The sequence below is a fragment of the Phytobacter sp. MRY16-398 genome (assembly GCF_003925915.1).
In the GTDB taxonomy this organism is placed as follows: Bacteria; Pseudomonadota; Gammaproteobacteria; order Enterobacterales; family Enterobacteriaceae; genus Phytobacter; species Phytobacter diazotrophicus.
This window is the reverse complement of record NZ_AP018756.1, coordinates 5,316,457-5,333,866: the sequence shown is the minus strand read 5'-3', so window position 1 is coordinate 5,333,866 and position 17,410 is coordinate 5,316,457. Positions and strand designations below refer to the sequence as shown.

At 55.1% G+C, this 17,410-nt stretch carries 13 protein-coding genes and 3 tRNA genes; 12 read left to right on the top strand and 4 right to left on the bottom strand.

The features are described from left to right. Nucleotides 1–33: 33 nt before the first annotated feature. The 3 genes from mscM to rsgA all read right to left on the bottom strand — a co-directional run bounded on the left by mscM (nucleotide 34) and on the right by rsgA (nucleotide 5,508). On the bottom strand, nucleotides 34–3,366 hold the full coding sequence (gene mscM / locus MRY16398_RS26025; protein WP_039077831.1) for a miniconductance mechanosensitive channel MscM: 3,333 nt from the start codon (nucleotides 3,364–3,366) through the stop codon (nucleotides 34–36). A gap of 18 nt (nucleotides 3,367–3,384) precedes the next feature. After that, nucleotides 3,385–4,353, bottom strand: coding sequence for an archaetidylserine decarboxylase (gene asd, locus MRY16398_RS26020; protein ID WP_039077830.1), 969 nt, complete (start codon nucleotides 4,351–4,353; stop codon nucleotides 3,385–3,387). A gap of 99 nt (nucleotides 4,354–4,452) precedes the next feature. After that, nucleotides 4,453–5,508: a small ribosomal subunit biogenesis GTPase RsgA gene (gene rsgA / locus MRY16398_RS26015; protein WP_172600689.1), complete on the bottom strand. Its 1,056-nt coding sequence runs from the start codon at nucleotides 5,506–5,508 to the stop codon at nucleotides 4,453–4,455. Between the two features lie 106 nt (nucleotides 5,509–5,614). On the opposite strand from rsgA, the gene orn reads away from it, so the two are divergent. The 4 genes from orn (at nucleotide 5,615) to MRY16398_RS25995 (ending at nucleotide 6,699) form a co-directional block, all read left to right on the top strand. After that, entirely contained in the window at nucleotides 5,615–6,160 is a 546-nt protein-coding gene (orn, locus tag MRY16398_RS26010) for an oligoribonuclease (protein WP_039077828.1), read from the top strand. 203 nt (nucleotides 6,161–6,363) lie between these two features. Beyond that, nucleotides 6,364–6,439: transfer RNA gene (locus MRY16398_RS26005), tRNA-Gly, on the top strand. 72 nt (nucleotides 6,440–6,511) lie between these two features. After that, nucleotides 6,512–6,587 (top strand) — tRNA-Gly (locus MRY16398_RS26000). A gap of 36 nt (nucleotides 6,588–6,623) precedes the next feature. After that, a tRNA-Gly gene (locus MRY16398_RS25995) sits at nucleotides 6,624–6,699 on the top strand. Between the two features lie 268 nt (nucleotides 6,700–6,967). On the opposite strand, the gene queG is transcribed toward MRY16398_RS25995, so the two are convergent. Then, nucleotides 6,968–8,107 carry a tRNA epoxyqueuosine(34) reductase QueG gene (gene queG / locus MRY16398_RS25990; protein WP_071193462.1) on the bottom strand — a complete coding sequence of 380 codons (1,140 nt, stop codon included), beginning with the start codon at nucleotides 8,105–8,107 and terminating at the stop codon, nucleotides 6,968–6,970. Between queG and nnr the strand changes: the two genes are divergently transcribed. The 8 genes from nnr to hflK all read left to right on the top strand — a co-directional run bounded on the left by nnr (nucleotide 8,106) and on the right by hflK (nucleotide 17,409). Further along, the gene (gene nnr / locus MRY16398_RS25985; protein WP_079497682.1) at nucleotides 8,106–9,653 is read left to right on the top strand and encodes a bifunctional ADP-dependent NAD(P)H-hydrate dehydratase/NAD(P)H-hydrate epimerase; all 1,548 of its coding nucleotides are present in this window, start codon (nucleotides 8,106–8,108) and stop codon (nucleotides 9,651–9,653) included. The genes queG and nnr overlap by 2 nt on opposite strands. Further along, nucleotides 9,625–10,086, top strand: a complete 462-nt coding sequence (gene tsaE, locus MRY16398_RS25980; protein ID WP_039077819.1) for a tRNA (adenosine(37)-N6)-threonylcarbamoyltransferase complex ATPase subunit type 1 TsaE — start codon at nucleotides 9,625–9,627, stop codon at nucleotides 10,084–10,086. Before nnr ends, tsaE begins: the two co-directional genes overlap by 29 nt. Nucleotides 10,087–10,102: 16 nt before the next feature. Next, nucleotides 10,103–11,443 (top strand): N-acetylmuramoyl-L-alanine amidase AmiB, encoded by a 1,341-nt coding sequence (gene amiB / locus MRY16398_RS25975; protein ID WP_125125476.1) that lies wholly within the window; start codon nucleotides 10,103–10,105, stop codon nucleotides 11,441–11,443. 9 nt (nucleotides 11,444–11,452) lie between these two features. Continuing rightward, on the top strand, nucleotides 11,453–13,303 hold the full coding sequence (gene mutL, locus MRY16398_RS25970) for a DNA mismatch repair endonuclease MutL (RefSeq protein ID WP_071193465.1): 1,851 nt from the start codon (nucleotides 11,453–11,455) through the stop codon (nucleotides 13,301–13,303). Next, entirely contained in the window at nucleotides 13,296–14,246 is a 951-nt protein-coding gene (gene miaA / locus MRY16398_RS25965; RefSeq protein ID WP_039077816.1) for a tRNA (adenosine(37)-N6)-dimethylallyltransferase MiaA, read from the top strand. Before mutL ends, miaA begins: the two co-directional genes overlap by 8 nt. Before the next feature lie 96 nt (nucleotides 14,247–14,342). Then, the gene (gene hfq, locus MRY16398_RS25960) at nucleotides 14,343–14,648 is read left to right on the top strand and encodes an RNA chaperone Hfq (protein ID WP_039077815.1); all 306 of its coding nucleotides are present in this window, start codon (nucleotides 14,343–14,345) and stop codon (nucleotides 14,646–14,648) included. Nucleotides 14,649–14,722: 74 nt separating this feature from the next. Further along, a complete protein-coding gene (gene hflX / locus MRY16398_RS25955; RefSeq protein WP_039077814.1) occupies nucleotides 14,723–16,003 on the top strand; it encodes a ribosome rescue GTPase HflX in 1,281 nt (426 codons plus the stop codon). 140 nt (nucleotides 16,004–16,143) lie between these two features. Continuing rightward, entirely contained in the window at nucleotides 16,144–17,409 is a 1,266-nt protein-coding gene (hflK, locus tag MRY16398_RS25950; RefSeq protein WP_039077813.1) for an FtsH protease activity modulator HflK, read from the top strand. The last annotated feature ends 1 nt before the right edge of the window (nucleotide 17,410 follow it).

Genomic DNA, 17,410 nt, shown 5'->3' with positions numbered 1-17,410 from the left:
CAGAGTAGCCCCGATAAGCGCATCGGGGAAAGATTACACACTTCCCGCCGGACGATTCCCTTTCCCTGCCGATGTCAGCGTGCGCGCCGTGCGCTTGCCGTCCAGACTTTCAAGCCGCATCTGGAACGGTGGGAACGGCAGATCGATGCCATGTTCGCGGAAGCCCGCCAGAATCAACTGATGAATCTCGTGGCGCAGCGGCATACGGTGCCCCATCTCGGCGGCGTAGATACGCAGTTCAAATAGCTGGATCCCTTGCTGGAGGTCCACCAGAAACACTTCCGGGGCAGGGTTATCAATCACAAACGTACAACGTTCTGCGGCGGTATAAAGGATCTGTGTTACCTCTTCGCTGTTGGCATCGGCGGGTGCCGGAACCGTCAGCACCACACGCGTCACCGAATCCGACAGTGACCAGTTGATAAACTGCTCGGTAATAAAGGCCTTATTGGGCACGATGATCTCTTTGCGATCCCAGTCGCTGATCGTCGTGGCGCGGGTATTGATCTTCGTGACGCTACCGGTCAGATCGCGGATCGTCACGGTATCACCGATGCGGATCGGCTTTTCAAACAGAATGATCAGGCCGGAAATAAAGTTAGCGAAGATCTCCTGCAGGCCAAAGCCCAGACCGACGCCAAGCGCGGCAACCAGCCACTGCAATTTCGCCCATTCGATCCCGATCATTGAGAATCCAACCAGCCCGCCAAACAGCATTAACAGATATTTGGTGATGGTGGTGATGGCATAACCGGTGCCGGGGGTGAGATCCAGATGCTGCAACAGGGCAAGCTCAAGCAGCGCCGGAAAGTTACGCACCAGTTGCGTGGTGATGATAAACACCAGAATGGCAATCAACACCGCGCCGAGAGTGATGGGCTCAAGGCTTTCCACCCCCTGCACCGTGGAGGTGACATCCCACAGGGAAATGTTCTCCAGGAAGCCAAAAGCTGAGTGGATTTCTGACCACAGCACAATGACGGAGAGCAGCGCGATAAGCATCAGGATCGAGCGCACCAGGCGCAGCGATTGCACGCTGATGGCATCCAGATCGAGTTCTTTCTCATCTATCTCGACCGATCCTTCGGTACTGGTGGAGTGCGGCGTCTCATCTTCGCCTTTCGCGCGTTGGGCGAGGATCTCAGCGCGACGATGGCGGGCACGATCGAACGCCAGACGGCGGCGTTGGATCAGCATCCAGCGGCGGATAATGTGATACACCACTAACAATAGGAACCAGATGGCGACGGAGGTTTCCAGACGCGCCAGCAGGGCCTGCGAGGTGGCCAGATAGCCCACCGCAGCAGCGAGAATCGCAATCAGCGGGGCGCTTAACAGCAGGTTCCATAACAGGCGGTTCGGCATGTTATCACCCGAACCGGTCTTATCGACATAGAGCGGGATCCCGGCGCGTTTAAGGCTGAGTGTGACGACCGCCAGCGCACCACAAATTAGAATAAAACAGAGCCTGCCCAGCGACCCGGAAAACTCCCGGTCATTGAGGTTATCGAACATGATCAGCGCCATAATCAATGGCACGATAAAACCAATGCTCATCAGGTAGTTGCGCATTCCACGCGCCACGCGATGACGCGGCCAGCCGAAATGGGCGACAAATAATCCGGTAGGGCGGGCGAAAGTGGCGCAAATCATCACCACCCACAGTAGCGGAACGGTCGCGGTGACGCCGTCGCCAATCGCTACGGCCAGCGGATACGGCCAGGCTTCCTGTAAGCCGTATCCCAGCGTTGCCCACAATACGGGAAGCGGAAGGGCGACCAGAATCGACCAGAACACCGTACGCATTGTCAGCCAGAAATGGTCCTGAGTGACTTTGCCGACTTTGGCGCTGGAACGCTCCAGGAAACGGGTGAAATGTTTACGCGAGTAGAGGCTGAAACCTACGAGGATGAGCGCGCCAAAAAGCGGGAACAGCGTCTCTTTGCTGGTTAGCATCATTGCGCTGGCTTTGCCGAGTTGGCTAAAGGTATCCAGCGAGATCAGGCGTCGCAGATCCTGCACGATTTCAACCGGCCAGCTCAGGCTCATTGGACTGACGTCCGCCGTCCAGAAAAGGTAGCGGTGCGTGGCTTCATTCACCTCGCGCAGCGCATCCTCAAGCTGACTATTGGAAACTTTGAGCTTTGTCAGTTCCAGAATCAGGGTATCGCCACCCTGTAGTAGCGACGAGAGCAACTCACGCTGCGTGCGCAACTGGGCATCGAGTATACGGCTCTGCTCCGCCGTCAGTTGCTGGCCATCAGCCTGACGAATCTGTCGCAACTGAGGCTGCTTGTTCACCAGGTCTTCATAGCGCATGCGGTGCACGCGAAGCTGCGCCATTTCTGTATCAAGCTGCTGGGGCTTAGGCATTTCCGGCAGGCGGGCCACCTGAGCGCGCAACGCTTCACCCAACATATTGGACGCGCCCAGCCACTGTGACTGCTCGCGCAGGGTGTTCAGTGCCTGGCGGACCTGCAACATCTGATTCGTCGCCTGACGCTGTTGTGAGGCGACCAGATCCATGCGCTGCGCCTGCTGGTTCAGCGCCTGCGACAGCTCACGGTTGATCTTAAACTGTTCGATGATACCGGGTGGTAGGTTATCGCTGTTTTCCGCCAGTTGTTCGGTACTCTCCAGCGCCTGCTCGGCTTCACGCTGACGCTGGCTGTTGAGCTGATTACGCAGCGCCTGCAGGTAAGCATCCAGTTGCTGTGCCTGCTTTTGGGCCAGCTCTGAGCGCATCCGAGACAGCTCCTGGCGGTTATTTGCCGATAGCTGTGCCAGTTCCAGTTCATCGACCAGCGCCCTCAGCTTTGCAGACTCTGCCTGGGCACTCAGATTTTGCGCTTGCGCGAGCGGCGTATTGCTGGTTTGCGCGCCGATGCGGCGTTCAACTTCATTAACCTGGCGGCGGGCATCCGTTTGCTGCTGCGGAAGCTGGCTCAGGGAATCGTTAATTTCCCGGGCGCGCTCCTGCTCTTGCTGCGCCTGGCGAGTTTTTTCCAGCAACTGACTGCTGACTTGCAGAATTTCCTGGTTTAGCGCATCGGTGCTTATATTGGCAGGCACCGATTTTGGCTCATCGCGCAGGTTATCTAGCTGCGAGCGTAGCGTGCGGGAAAGTTTGGGGAAATTATCGATAACATCTTGATATTGCTGGGCTCGCTCAAGCGAGCCTTTACGTTCTTCAAGCGCGTTCAACGCGCCCTGGAGCACTTCGACGGTTTCAGCCTGATCGGGCGTGGCTTTTGCCGCTTTGGCCTGCTCCAGTTCTTGCGAGATTTGTTTGGCATCGGGGGCCGTTGCTGCATTGGCCCCCAGGCTGAGGCACCAGGCCATCAGAAAAATGATAATCAGGCGCACTACAGCTTACCTTCTTCGTTAGACTTCGTCTTTCTTGTCGTCTACCAGCGGGCTGGCATCCAGCTCGGCGGCAATTTCTTCTGCGGGCAGAGGCGTCGGTTCAGCTTCCGGTGTCACCAGCGTTTCGGTGGAGACGGCCAGCGGCTCGCCGATTTTGGTCACAGAAAGGCTTTGCAGGTGTTCTGCCAGATTCACTTTACCCGGCGCGAACAGGTTAATCACCGTTGAACCCAGTTTGAAGCGGCCCATCTCCTGGCCTTTCAGCAGCGCAACTGCACCATCGCTCTCGCCTGCAGGAAAGGTCCAGCGTTTGATGATGCCTTCGCGCGGTGGGGTGATCGTACCGGCCCAAACTGTCTCAATACTGCCGACAATCGTGGCTCCGACCAGAATTTGCGCCATCGGGCCGAATTCAGTATCGAACAAGCAAATGACGCGCTCGTTACGGGCAAACAGGTTCGGCACGTTCTGCGCCGTCAGGTGGTTAACCGAAAACAGGTCGCCCGGTACATAAATCATTTCCCGCAGGATGCCGTTGCACGGCATATGCACGCGGTGATAATCACGTGGTGACAGGTACGTGGTAGCAAAAGAGCCATTACGGAACAGGTCTGCCATCAGGTAGTTGCCTGCCAGCAGGGCTTCCAGGCTGTAATCGTGGCCTTTCGCCTGCAGGATTTTGTCGTTTTCGATTTTACCGAGCTGGCTTATCACGCCGTCTGCGGGCATGACCAGGATGTTCGGATCGGTGTTCAGCGGGCGAACATCGTCACGCAACGGGCGCACGAAGAAGTCGTTGAAGGTGCGATAGCTGGCGGTGTCCGGCTTTTGCGCCTCCTGCATATTGACCTTGTAGTATTTGACGAACAGATCAATAACCAGTTTGGTCAGCCAACCCGCGCGTTTGCTTGCGCCCCAGCCCGCCAGGCGAGTGAGCCACAGTTTCGGCAGAATGTATTGAAGCGAAAGTTTAAATGAGTTTAACAAGGTAGCCTCCAGGCCATTGTTTTTGTCGTTCCTGACCCGGCGCTATCGCCAGATCTTTGCAAAAAAGGGGGACGATTCTAACGACGCTTAGCTTAGTTGTCAGTCATCGGATTCAGAAAAGCTTTTACGCGTTTTTACTTGTGCCATGCTCTCAAGAATACGGTGATAATTTTCGAACCGCGTCCCGGCGATTTCGCCCTTGTCGACGGCTTCGCGGATGGCGCAGCCTGGGTCGCTGGCGTGTTTACAGTCACGGTATTTGCAGTGGCCGATATAGTCATGGAATTCGACAAAGCCGTTAGTAATTTGTTCCGGCTCCAGATGCCAGAGTCCAAATTCACGCACCCCGGGAGAATCAATCACATCGCCGCCGTGCGGGAAGTGATAAAGACGGGCGGCTGTCGTAGTGTGCTGGCCCAGACCGGAGTTATCAGAGACATCATTTGTCAGGATTTGGTCTTCATGCAGACCGAGCAGGGCGTTCAACAGGCTGGATTTGCCCACGCCAGACTGCCCGGCAAAAATACTGATACGGTCAGTTAATGCGTCCTCAAGTGGCTGCAGCCCGTTCTGGGTATGGCTGGATACCATCAATACGCGATAACCGATTTTGCGGTAGATATCCATCTGCTCATTGACGAAGGCCATGCCTTCATCGTCCAGCAGATCGATCTTGTTCAGCACGATCAGCGGTTCAACCTCCAGCGCTTCGCAGGCCACCAGATAACGATCGATAATATTGAGCGAGAGTTCCGGCAAAATGGCTGAAACGATCACGATCTGATCGATATTTGCCGCGATCGGTTTTACGCCATCGTAAAAGTCAGGACGGGTCAGTACGGACGTGCGATCGTGTACGGCTTCGACAATGCCTTTTACCGTCACCCCTTCCGCCGCCTCTTTACCCGGACGCCAGACGACGCGGTCGCCGGTGACCAGTGAACGAATGGTACGACGAATATTGCAACGGTGTACGGTGCCATCCGCGGCTTCAACGTCCGCGTGCATGCCGAAGCGGCTAATCACTATGCCCTCAGACGGCTCGCCAAACAGGTTGTCATCGTAGTCGGCTTTCTCCACAGACGTTTTTAACCGGCGCTGATGATTCGCGTTGACGCGGCGTTGCTGTCCTTTGGAGAGTTTATTTTTACTCAATCGTACTGGCTCCTGGTCGCCCCGGATGGGCAAAACCTTTATGATACACGCTATTTTAGATGAATATAGTCACGCTGAATATGACGCGAGAAGGGTGGAAAATAGCATGAGTGCAAATGAAAACAACCTGATTTGGATCGATCTGGAGATGACCGGGCTGAATCCGGAACGCGATCGTATTATTGAAATCGCGACCCTGGTTACCGACGCGAATCTGAATATCCTGGCGGAGGGGCCGACAATTGCGGTTCATCAGTCTGACGCTCAGCTGGCGTTGATGGATGACTGGAACGTACGTACCCACACTGGCAGCGGTCTGGTGGAGCGCGTCAAGGCAAGTCAGTTTGATGATCGCGCGGCAGAGCTGGCGACCATCGAATTTCTGAAAGAGTGGGTGCCAGCGGGCAAGTCGCCAATTTGTGGCAACAGTATCGGTCAGGACCGTCGTTTTCTGTTTAAGTACATGCCGGAGCTGGAAGCTTACTTCCACTATCGTTATCTGGACGTCAGCACCTTAAAAGAGTTAGCGCGTCGCTGGAAACCGGAAATTCTCGACGGCTTCAAAAAACAGGGCACGCATCAGGCAATGGATGATATCCGCGAGTCTGTGGCCGAGCTTTCCTACTATCGCGAACATTTTATTAAGCTGTAAAAAGAGTGCCCGGATGGATGAAAAAGGGAGTAAGGTAGTCCGTCCGGTGCAAAAACAGGCAAGATGACGAATAATCGAGCACTTGAACGAAAAATTTAAAAAATCGTTTTCGGGGGGCTTGCAGGAGAAAGGAATTCTCGTATAATGCGCCTCCCGTGACGACACAGAAATGTGAAATTACGACAGCAAGAAAAATGATGTTTGCGGGAATAGCTCAGTTGGTAGAGCACGACCTTGCCAAGGTCGGGGTCGCGAGTTCGAGTCTCGTTTCCCGCTCCAAAATTTGAATGCACCATCAATCGCCGGTATGCACGTGTAGCCAAGCTGTTGCAACGTGAAACCAGAGATTATGCGGGAATAGCTCAGTTGGTAGAGCACGACCTTGCCAAGGTCGGGGTCGCGAGTTCGAGTCTCGTTTCCCGCTCCAAAATTTGAAAAGTATCGAAAGATACGCACCACCCAAGCGGGAATAGCTCAGTTGGTAGAGCACGACCTTGCCAAGGTCGGGGTCGCGAGTTCGAGTCTCGTTTCCCGCTCCAAATTTTTACTCCATTAAATTATCCACAGCGGAAAGCACATGCTGCGGACGATTTTTTTCGTCCTTACATATTCTTGTAAACAGACTTATCCACAGAACGCCTGCCTTCATTTGAAATCCCAATCGCTTCGTCTGGTGAATAGTATCAATTTAACTTACTGAATTTTTTAATAAAAAATTCATCTTAAATTGTTAATGGGATCACTTGACGATTTTGTGGGCATTGAAACGCAATGCGTTTTTAATTTTATTCACAAGCTGTGGATGTCTCAGGCGTCACGTATCAACCCCTTTTCGATGACCCTCACAAGGCGTTGTTTCTTCGGCGTCTGTACTTCCACCACGCAGGCATTTCGTTTTTCCACCTGTTGCGCAATGGCCCATTCTATATGTTCATCAAGAAGTGGGTGCTCACCCCGGCGTTGTTCCAGCGCACGTATATTGGCTTCATCCCAGGGGGCGTTACCCAGCGCGACGGCAATATTACGCAGCCAGCGTAGATGACCGATACGGCGAATTGCCGAGCCTTCCGTTACTTTCAAAAACCAGCTCTCGCTCCATGCAAACAATTCAATCAGTTCCGGCGAATGCAGCGCCTTGCGCGGGCTGAAATCTGCTTCATCTGTTAATTGCGAGAAACGGTTCCACGGGCAAATAAGCTGACAGTCGTCGCAGCCATAGATGCGGTTACCGATTAACGGGCGGAATTCCTCCGGAATCGCCCCTTCCAGCTCAATGGTGAGATAAGAGATGCAGCGGCGTGCATCGACCGTATAGGGCTCGACAATCGCCCCGGTCGGGCAAATGGTGAGGCAGGCCACGCAGCGACCGCAATCCTCTTCAACGGGCTGATCGACAGGCAGGGGCAAATCAATGAGTAACTCGCCGAGGAAGAAGAATGACCCGGCCTGGCGATTAAGGATTAGTGAGTGCTTACCTACCCAGCCAAGCCCGGCTTTTTCGGCTAACGGGCGTTCAAGGATGGGCGCAGAATCCACAAACGGTCTAAAATTCAGCGAGGCACAATGCTGCTGGATCTTTTCACCGAGTTGCTTTAATCGGTTACGTAGCAGTTTATGATAATCGCGGCCCAGCGCGTAGCGGCTGACATAGCCCAGCGCCGGGTTTTTAAGTGTGCTGGCGAAGGCGGCATTTGCGGGGAGATAGTTCATTCTTACGCTGATAACCCGCAAGGTGCCGGGCAGAAGCTCGTGTGGACGGGCGCGCATCATGCCGTGTCGCGCCATCCACTCCATTTCGCCATGATATTGTTTGTCCAGCCATGCCTGCAGCTTAGGTTCGCTGGCGGAAAGGTCGGTGTCAGCGATACCGACCTGCTGAAAACCCAGTTCAGAGCCCCACTGTTTGATGCTGTGCGCTAATTGATTGAGATCGAGGGGCTCTGACATGACGGACCATACAATGAAGAAATACGCAGCAAGTATACCACACTCCATCTGGCCTGCGGATGAACTGCGGCGGGCGGAAAAGGAGGCGGCAGATAGCCTTGGGATTACGCTGTTTGAACTGATGCAGCGTGCGGGTGAAGCCGCGTTCAACGTCGCACGGGCATACTACCCCACAACGCGACACTGGCTCGTGCTGTGCGGCCATGGCAACAACGGCGGCGATGGTTATGTTGTCGCACGTCTGGCCGCGGCCGCAGGCATTGAGGTGACCCTGTTGGCTGTTGAGGGGAGCAAGCCGCTGCCGGAAGAGGCGCAGGCGGCGCGAGAAGCCTGGCTGAACGCGGGAGGTGTCATCCATGCCGCTGATATCATCTGGCCGGAAGGCGTCGATCTGATTATTGATGGTTTGCTGGGCACAGGGCTTAACAGCGCACCAAGAGAACCTGGCGCCTCCCTGATAGCCCAGGCCAATGCACATCCGGCTCCGATCCTGGCGCTGGATATTCCTTCTGGTTTAGTGGCCCAGACCGGTACAACGCCTGGTGCGGTCATTGAGGCCGCGCATACCGTGACTTTTATCGCCCTGAAACCGGGGTTGCTGACCGGGAAGGCCCGTGATGTCGTCGGTGTGCTCCATCATCATGCTCTGGGGCTGGAAAACTGGCTGGCCGGGCAGCCAACTTTATTGACCCGCGTTGATGCGACGTTCCTTCCCCACTGGTTTAGGCCGCGCTGTCCCACTTCACATAAAGGCTCCCATGGCCGGCTGGTCATCATTGGCGGCGATCATGGCACCGCTGGCGCTATCCGCATGGCGGGCGAAGCGGCGCTGCGGGCGGGGGCGGGGCTGGTGCGTGTGCTCACGCGTAGCGAAAATATTGCGCCTGTCATTACGGCCCGCCCGGAACTGATGGTACATCAACTCACGCCACAGAGCCTTGAAGAGAGTCTGGAGTGGGCCGATGTGGTGGTCATTGGGCCGGGGCTCGGTCAGCAAGAGTGGGGCAAAAAAGCCCTGCAGAAAGTTGAGAATTTCCGCAAACCGATGCTCTGGGACGCGGATGCGCTGAACCTTCTGGCAATCAATCCCGATAAACGTCACAATCGCATCCTGACGCCGCACCCTGGCGAGGCTGCGCGCCTGCTTGGCTGTTCCGTTGCAGAAATTGAAAGTGATCGCTTACTTTCTGCGCAACGTCTGCTACAACGATACGCAGGCGTTGTCGTTCTGAAAGGGGCGGGTACGGTGGTGGCCGGCGCTGACGGCAAGGTCAGTATTATTGATGCCGGCAATGCGGGGATGGCCAGCGGCGGCATGGGAGATGTGCTGTCTGGTATTATCGGCGCAATGCTGGGGCAGAAGCTTGAACTGTATGACGCGGCCTGCGCAGGCTGTCTCGCCCATGGTGTTGCGGCAGATGTGCTGGCGGCGCGGCAAGGGATGCGGGGCATGCTGGCAACCGATCTTTTTTCCACGCTGGTGCGTGTAGTTAACCCGGACGTTATTGAAACAGAAGATGATGAATCGAGTAATTCCTTTACCTGATGAGCAAGCGACCCTTACGTTGGGGCAACGCATGGCGCAGGCTTGCAATGGCGCGACAGTGATTTACCTGTACGGCGACCTGGGTGCGGGTAAAACCACTTTCAGCCGGGGCTTTCTGCAGGCTCTGGGTCACAACGGGAATGTTAAAAGCCCGACCTATACGCTGGTTGAACCCTACACACTCGATAAGCTGAATGTGTACCACTTCGACCTGTATCGCCTTGCGGATCCTGAGGAGCTGGAATTTATGGGGATCCGCGATTATTTTGCCAACGACGCTATTTGCCTGGTCGAGTGGCCGCAACAAGGTGCGGGTGTGCTGCCTGACCCGGATGTCGAAATTCATATTGATTACCAGGCGCAGGGGCGTGAGGCGCGCATTACTGCTGTATCCTCATCTGGCGATGCATTGCTGGCTCGTTTGGCCGGTTAATCTAAGGGATGACGGGATGATTTATCGCGTTAAAAGTTGGCTAATGACCGCACTGATTTTATTCAGCATGCAGGTCGGTGCGGCGAGTTTGTCAGATATTCAGGTTTCCAATGGGGATAACCAGGCCCGTATCACGTTCAGTTTTATGGGCGACCCGGAATATGCCTTTTCTCAGGAAGGGAAGCGAAGCGTTGCGCTGGATATCAAACAAACCGGTGTAATTCAGGGGTTGCCGCTCCAGTTCAGCGGTAACAATTTGGTCAGGAGCATTCGTTCGGGCACGCCGAAGGATAACCAGTCGCTGCGATTGGTGGTCGATTTAACGCAAAACGGTAAAACGCGCGCGGTGAAACAGCAAAGCGGCTCAGGTTATACCGTGGTGTTTACCATTGATGCCGATGTGCCGCCACCGCCTCCACCGCCAAAAGTGGTAGCGAAACGCGTTGAGGCGCCTGCCGTCACGCCGCAACCGGTGCAGACCCAACCCGGTCGTAATCCTTTTAGTGGCAGCAACGATCGCATCACTAGCGTCACCAGCAGCAATACGGCGGTTCGTCCTGCGGCACAGGCGCGTCCGGCTTCCGGGGACAATAAAGTCATTATTGCTATCGATGCCGGGCACGGCGGGCAGGATCCTGGTGCGATTGGCCCTGGCGGCACTCAGGAGAAAAACGTCACTATCTCCGTGGCGCGTAAACTGCGTACTTTGCTGAATGACGACCCCATGTTCAAAGCCGTAATGACCCGCGATGGCGATTACTTTATCTCGGTGATGGGGCGTTCGGACGTGGCGCGTAAACAAAACGCAAACTTCCTGGTGTCGATTCATGCGGATGCCGCACCGAATCGCGATGCTACCGGCGCGTCCGTCTGGGTGCTTTCTAACCGTCGCGCCAACAGTGAAATGGCGGGCTGGCTTGAGCAGCATGAGAAACAGTCCGAGCTGTTGGGCGGCGCGGGCGATGTACTGGCGAACAGTCAGTCTGACCCCTACCTGAGCCAGGCGGTGCTGGATTTACAATTCGGCCATTCTCAGCGTGTCGGTTATGATGTCGCCAGCAGTATGATCACTCAGCTTGCGCGTATTGGCGCGCTACATAAGCGACATCCGGAACACGCAAGCCTTGGTGTACTTCGTTCGCCGGATATCCCGTCAGTGCTGGTTGAAACCGGGTTTATCAGTAACAACAGCGAAGAGCGTATGCTGGGCAGCGATGAATACCAGCAGCAGCTTGCGGAAGCAATCTACACGGGGCTGCGCAACTATTTCCTTGCACACCCTCTGCAATCTGCGCCGCAGGGTGGCAGTGGACAAATGGCTAACGCCGCAGCGCCCGCCAGCGGATTGCTTAATTAAGGAGACTTCATGCCGATTCAGGTTTTGCCGCCACAGCTTGCGAACCAAATCGCCGCAGGCGAAGTGGTGGAACGCCCTGCGTCGGTGGTGAAGGAACTGGTGGAAAACAGTCTGGATGCGGGCGCGACCCGCATCGATATCGATATCGAACGCGGCGGGGCGAAGCTTATCCGCATTCGCGATAATGGCGGCGGTATTAAAAAAGATGAGCTGGCGCTGGCGCTGGCACGTCATGCCACCAGTAAAATTGCCTCGCTTGACGATCTTGAAGCCATCATCAGTCTGGGTTTTCGCGGTGAAGCGCTGGCCAGTATCAGCTCTGTCTCGCGTTTGACGCTCACCTCGCGCACCGCCGAACAGCAGGAGGCCTGGCAGGCTTATGCGGAAGGCCGCGATATGGACGTGACCGTTAAGCCTGCCGCTCATCCTGTTGGCACCACCCTGGAAGTGCTGGACCTCTTCTATAACACCCCGGCGCGGCGTAAATTCATGCGCACCGAAAAAACCGAATTCGGCCATATTGATGAAGTCGTAAGACGCATCGCGCTGGCGCGTTTTGATGTCACCATCAACCTGAGCCATAACGGTAAGATGATGCGCCAGTACCGTGCGGTGACTCAGAACGGGCAAAAAGAGCGTCGACTGGGGGCTATTTGTGGTACTGCATTTCTGGAACAGGCGCTGGAAATCGAATGGCAGCATGGCGACCTGGCGCTACGTGGCTGGGTGGCTGAGCCCACGGCGACCACATCCGCGTTTGCTGAAATCCAGTATTGCTACGTCAATGGCCGCATGATGCGCGATCGCCTGATTAACCACGCGATTCGCCAGGCCTGTGAAGACAAGCTTGGGGCCGATCAGCAGCCTGCCTTTGTCCTCTATTTAGAGATAGACCCGCACCAGGTTGATGTGAACGTGCATCCGGCAAAACATGAGGTGCGTTTTCACCAGTCAAGGCTGGTGCATGATTTTATCTACCAGGGTGTGCTGAGCGTGCTGCAACAGCAGACAGCAACCGACTTGCCGCTGGAAGACGAACCTGCGCCGCGCCCGATACCGGAAAACCGCATCGCCGCCGGGCGCAATCACTTCGCAGAACCCTCTGTGATGCGCGAGCCTACGACGCGAGCGTCTGCTTCATCAGGGGCTGCTTCGGCAGGTTCCGCGCGTGCGCCTTCATGGCCAAACGCACAGCCGGGTTATCAGAAGCAGCAAGGCGCGCTGTACCGCCAGTTGCTGGAAACCCCGGCGGCGGAGCGTAAAGCGGATGTCGTAAAAGAAGCCGCTCCCGTTCTGGACGCGCACAGCCAGAGTTTTGGTCGGGTGCTGACGGTTGTCGCGCCTGCCTTTGCTTTGCTTGAGCGCGGCGGTCAGGTCGCATTACTGGCGTTGCCCGTGGCAGAACGCTGGCTGAGGCAGGCGCAATTGTCGCCGACCGGCGGGCCGGTGTGCGGACAGCCGTTGCTCATTCCTGTGCGTCTGAAAGTGTCCTCACAAGAAAATGCCGCGTTAAAACGCGCGCAACCGGTGCTGGCCGAAATGGGTATCGAATTTGTGCCGGATGGTCAACACGTTACGATTCGCGCCGTGCCTTTACCCTTACGCCAACAAAATTTACAAATCTTGATTCCTGAACTGATAGGCTACCTGGCGCAGCAGACAGAGATTGATGCGGTGAATGTTTCCCACTGGCTGGCCCGCCATCTGGCGAGCGAGCATACCCAGTGGAATATGGCGCAAGCCATTAGCCTGCTTACCGACGTCGAGCGTCTTTGTCCGCATCTGGTTAAGACCCCGCCAGATGGTTTGTTACAACCTGTTGATTTATCTATGGCGATGAATGCCCTGAAACATGAGTGATGTAAGCAAGGCTGGCCTGCCTAAGGCTATTTTTTTGATGGGGCCGACGGCCTCTGGCAAAACGGCATTAGCCATTGAGTTACGTAAAGTTTTGCCAGTTGAGTTGATAAGCGTGGATTCAGCCCTTATCTATCAAGGGATGGATATCGGTACGGCGAAGCCGACTGCCGCTGAATTATGCGCCGCTCCGCACCGGTTGTTGGATATTCTCGACCCGGCGCAGGCGTATTCCGCGGCCGATTTTCGCCGCGATGCGCTGGCAGCCATGGCGGAGATTACCGCAGAAGGGCGCATCCCGTTGCTGGTTGGCGGTACGATGCTTTATTTTAAAGCACTGCTGGAAGGGTTGTCCCCTTTGCCATCAGCGGATCCAGCGGTACGAGCAGAGATTGAAAGACAAGCAGCAGAGCGTGGATGGGACGCGTTGCATCAGCAGCTACAGACTATTGATCCTGTAGCCGCAGCGCGAATCCATCCAAATGATCCGCAAAGGCTTTCCCGGGCACTGGAAGTTTTTTTCATTTCGGGTAAAACTTTAACAGATCTGACGCAAACGTCTGGAGATACTCTGCCGTATCAGGTGCATCAGTTCGCCATCGCCCCGGCGAGCCGTGAACTGCTCCATCAGCGAATTGAGCAGCGTTTTCATCAGATGTTAGCTTCGGGTTTTGAAGCAGAAGTGCGGGCGCTTTTTGCTCGCGGAGATTTGCATACGGATATGCCTTCCGTTCGTTGTGTGGGTTATCGCCAGATGTGGTCGTATCTTGAAGGCGAAATATCCTACGACGAAATGGTTTACAGAGGTGTTTGCGCCACGAGGCAGTTAGCAAAGCGGCAAATAACCTGGTTGCGTGGCTGGGATGGCGTTCACTGGTTAGACAGTGAAAAGCCGCAAGAGTCATACAACGAAGTGTTACAGGTTATTGGTGCGATCGCGAATTGAATGTGTACAATCAAGTTGTATCGTGCGCAAAATTTTACGCAGTTTTCAGAACTCCCGGGTTCTAAGTACAAAACAAGCATATAAGGAAAAGATAGAATGGCTAAGGGGCAATCTTTACAAGATCCGTTCCTGAACGCACTGCGTCGGGAACGTGTTCCAGTTTCAATTTATTTGGTGAATGGTATTAAGCTGCAAGGGCAAATTGAGTCTTTCGATCAGTTCGTGATCCTGTTGAAAAACACGGTCAGCCAGATGGTCTACAAGCATGCTATTTCTACTGTTGTTCCGTCTCGCCCGGTTTCTCATCATAGCAATAACGCGGGCGGCGGTACTGGCAGTAACTACCATCACGGTAGCAATGCTCAGTCCTCTGCGCAGCAGGACAGCGAAGAAACCGAATAAGGTTGATGGCTGTTTTTCCATGTCGGGGAGCCAGGATTCTGAGTTCCCCGCTGGTATTTTAGGAGAGTTTACGCTTGTTTGACCGTTATGAAGCCGGTGAGCAGGCGGTGCTGGTACACATCTATTTTTCGCAAGACAAAGATATGGAAGATCTCCAGGAGTTTGAATCTCTGGTCTCTTCCGCCGGTGTCGAAGCAATGCAGGTGATTACTGGTAGCCGTAAAGCACCGCACCCTAAGTATTTTGTAGGTGAAGGTAAGGCTGTCGAAATTGCGGAAGCCGTAAAAGCGACAGGGGCTTCTGTTGTTTTATTTGATCACGCATTGAGTCCGGCCCAGGAACGTAATCTTGAAGCGTTATGTGAATGCCGGGTTATCGACCGTACAGGTCTGATATTAGATATTTTCGCCCAGCGCGCGCGTACCCATGAAGGTAAGCTGCAGGTTGAGCTGGCGCAGTTGCGCCATTTAGCGACGCGTTTAGTGCGTGGCTGGACCCACCTTGAAAGACAGAAGGGCGGGATTGGTTTGCGTGGCCCGGGTGAAACCCAGCTCGAAACCGACCGTCGTTTACTGCGTAATCGTATTATGCAAATCCTCTCGCGGCTTGAGAAAGTGGAAAAGCAGCGTGAACAGGGACGCCGCTCGCGCATGAAAGCGGATATTCCAACGGTGTCGCTGGTGGGTTATACCAACGCCGGCAAATCCTCCCTGTTTAATCAGATAACCGAGGCCCAGGTGTACGCGGCGGATCAACTGTTCGCCACACTGGACCCGACCCTGCGTCGTATTGATGTTGCTGACGTAGGTGAAACCGTACTGGCGGATACCGTTGGGTTTATTCGCCATTTGCCACATGACCTGGTGGCGGCGTTTAAAGCGACGTTGCAGGAAACCCGGCAGGCGACACTGCTATTGCATGTCATAGACGCGGCTGATGTGCGTGTCGCTGACAACATCGAGGCGGTGAACATTGTGCTTGAGGAGATCGACGCACATGAAATCCCGACGCTGCTGGTGATGAACAAGATCGATATGCTGGATGATTTTGAGCCGCGTATCGACCGTGATGATGAAAATAAACCGATTCGGGTGTGGCTTTCCGCTCAGACCGGAGTCGGCGTACCACTGTTATTCCAGGCTTTAACAGAGCGGCTGTCTGGCGAGGTTGCGCAGCATACGTTGCGTTTGCCGGCAAAAGAAGGTCGTCTGAGAAGTCGTTTTTATCAGCTTCAGGCCATCGAAAAAGAGTGGATGGAGGAAGACGGGAGTCTGGGCATACAGGTGCGTATGCCGATTGTGGACTGGCGTCGCCTCTGTAAACAAGAACCGGCACTGGAAGACTACGTCGTCTGACCGGTTGGCCAGAAGGATTTTCCCCTTTGGGGGTACCTAAAATAATTTGGGTTGCATCGTGGCGGCAAATCAAGGCCGCCAATAAAGAGGCAGCCCAAAGCATGAAGGGTAAAACCGCATAACAAATATGGAGCACATACATGGCGTGGAATCAGCCCGGTAACAACGGACAAGACCGCGACCCGTGGGGAAGCAGCAAACCAGGCGGCAACTCTGAGGGAAATGGAAACAAAGGCGGTCGCGATCAGGGGCCACCTGATCTGGATGATATCTTCCGTAAGCTGAGCAAAAAACTCGGCGGCCTGGGCGGTGGCAAAGGCACCGGTTCAGGTGGCGCAAGCCAACAACCTTCCGGCCCGCGTGGCCACGTTGGCGGCCGCATCGTCAGCATTGTCGCGGCTGCTGCCGTGATTATCTGGGCTGCCAGTGGGTTCTACACCATTAAAGAAGCGGAACGTGGCGTTGTGACCCGTTTCGGCAAATTCAGTCATCTGGTAGAGCCAGGTCTGAACTGGAAACCGACCTTTATCGATAACGTGACGGCGGTCAACGTCGAATCCGTTCGCGAACTGGCGGCGTCCGGCGTGATGTTAACGTCTGATGAAAACGTCGTGCGCGTCGAAATGAACGTGCAGTACCGCGTGACCGATCCTGAGCGTTACCTCTATAGCGTAACCAGCGCGGATGACAGTCTGCGCCAGGCGACAGACAGCGCGCTGCGTGGCGTTATTGGTAAATACGGCATGGACCGCATTCTGACGGAAGGCCGTACCGTTATCCGTAGCGATACCCAGCGTGAGCTGGAAGAGACCATCAGACCGTACAACATGGGTATCACCCTGCTGGACGTCAACTTCCAGGCGGCGCGTCCGCCAGAAGAGGTCAAAGCCGCGTTTGATGATGCGATTGCCGCACGTGAAAACGAGCAGCAATTCATCCGTGAAGCGGAAGCGTACACCAACGAAGTGCAGCCTCGTGCAAACGGTCAGGCGCAGCGTATCCTGGAAGAAGCGCGCGCGTACAAGACCCAAACCATTCTGGAAGCCCAGGGTGAAGTGGCTCGCTTTGCGAAGATTCTGCCTGAGTATAAAGCCGCACCGGAAATTACCCGTGAGCGTCTCTATATCGAGACCATGGAAAAAGTGCTGAGCCACACCCGTAAAGTGCTGGTCAACGATAAAGGTGGCAACCTGATGGTTCTGCCGCTTGATCAGATGCTGAAAGGCGGGAATGCACCTGCGGCAAAGAGCGATAGCAGTGGCGCGAACAACCTTCTGCGCCTGCCGCCTGCGTCCTCTTCCGGTAACAGCGGTGCGAGCAATTCATCGTCTATCAGTCAGGGCGACATTATGGACCAACGCCGCGCTAACGCGCAGCGTAACGACTATCAGCGTCAGGGGGAATAAC

Excerpts from the sequence above, each read along its gene's own strand:
- tsaE (WP_039077819.1), top strand. The coding sequence starts at position 9,625 with ATGATGAATCGAGTAATTCCTTTACCTGATGAGCAAGCGACCCTTACG.
- nnr (WP_079497682.1), top strand. The coding sequence starts at position 8,106 with ATGACGGACCATACAATGAAGAAATACGCAGCAAGTATACCACACTCC.
- queG (WP_071193462.1), bottom strand. The coding sequence starts at position 8,107 with ATGTCAGAGCCCCTCGATCTCAATCAATTAGCGCACAGCATCAAACAG.
- mutL (WP_071193465.1), top strand. The coding sequence starts at position 11,453 with ATGCCGATTCAGGTTTTGCCGCCACAGCTTGCGAACCAAATCGCCGCA.
- hfq (WP_039077815.1), top strand. The coding sequence starts at position 14,343 with ATGGCTAAGGGGCAATCTTTACAAGATCCGTTCCTGAACGCACTGCGT.
- amiB (WP_125125476.1), top strand. The coding sequence starts at position 10,103 with ATGATTTATCGCGTTAAAAGTTGGCTAATGACCGCACTGATTTTATTC.
- hflK (WP_039077813.1), top strand. The coding sequence starts at position 16,144 with ATGGCGTGGAATCAGCCCGGTAACAACGGACAAGACCGCGACCCGTGG.
- miaA (WP_039077816.1), top strand. The coding sequence starts at position 13,296 with ATGAGTGATGTAAGCAAGGCTGGCCTGCCTAAGGCTATTTTTTTGATG.
- orn (WP_039077828.1), top strand. The coding sequence starts at position 5,615 with ATGAGTGCAAATGAAAACAACCTGATTTGGATCGATCTGGAGATGACC.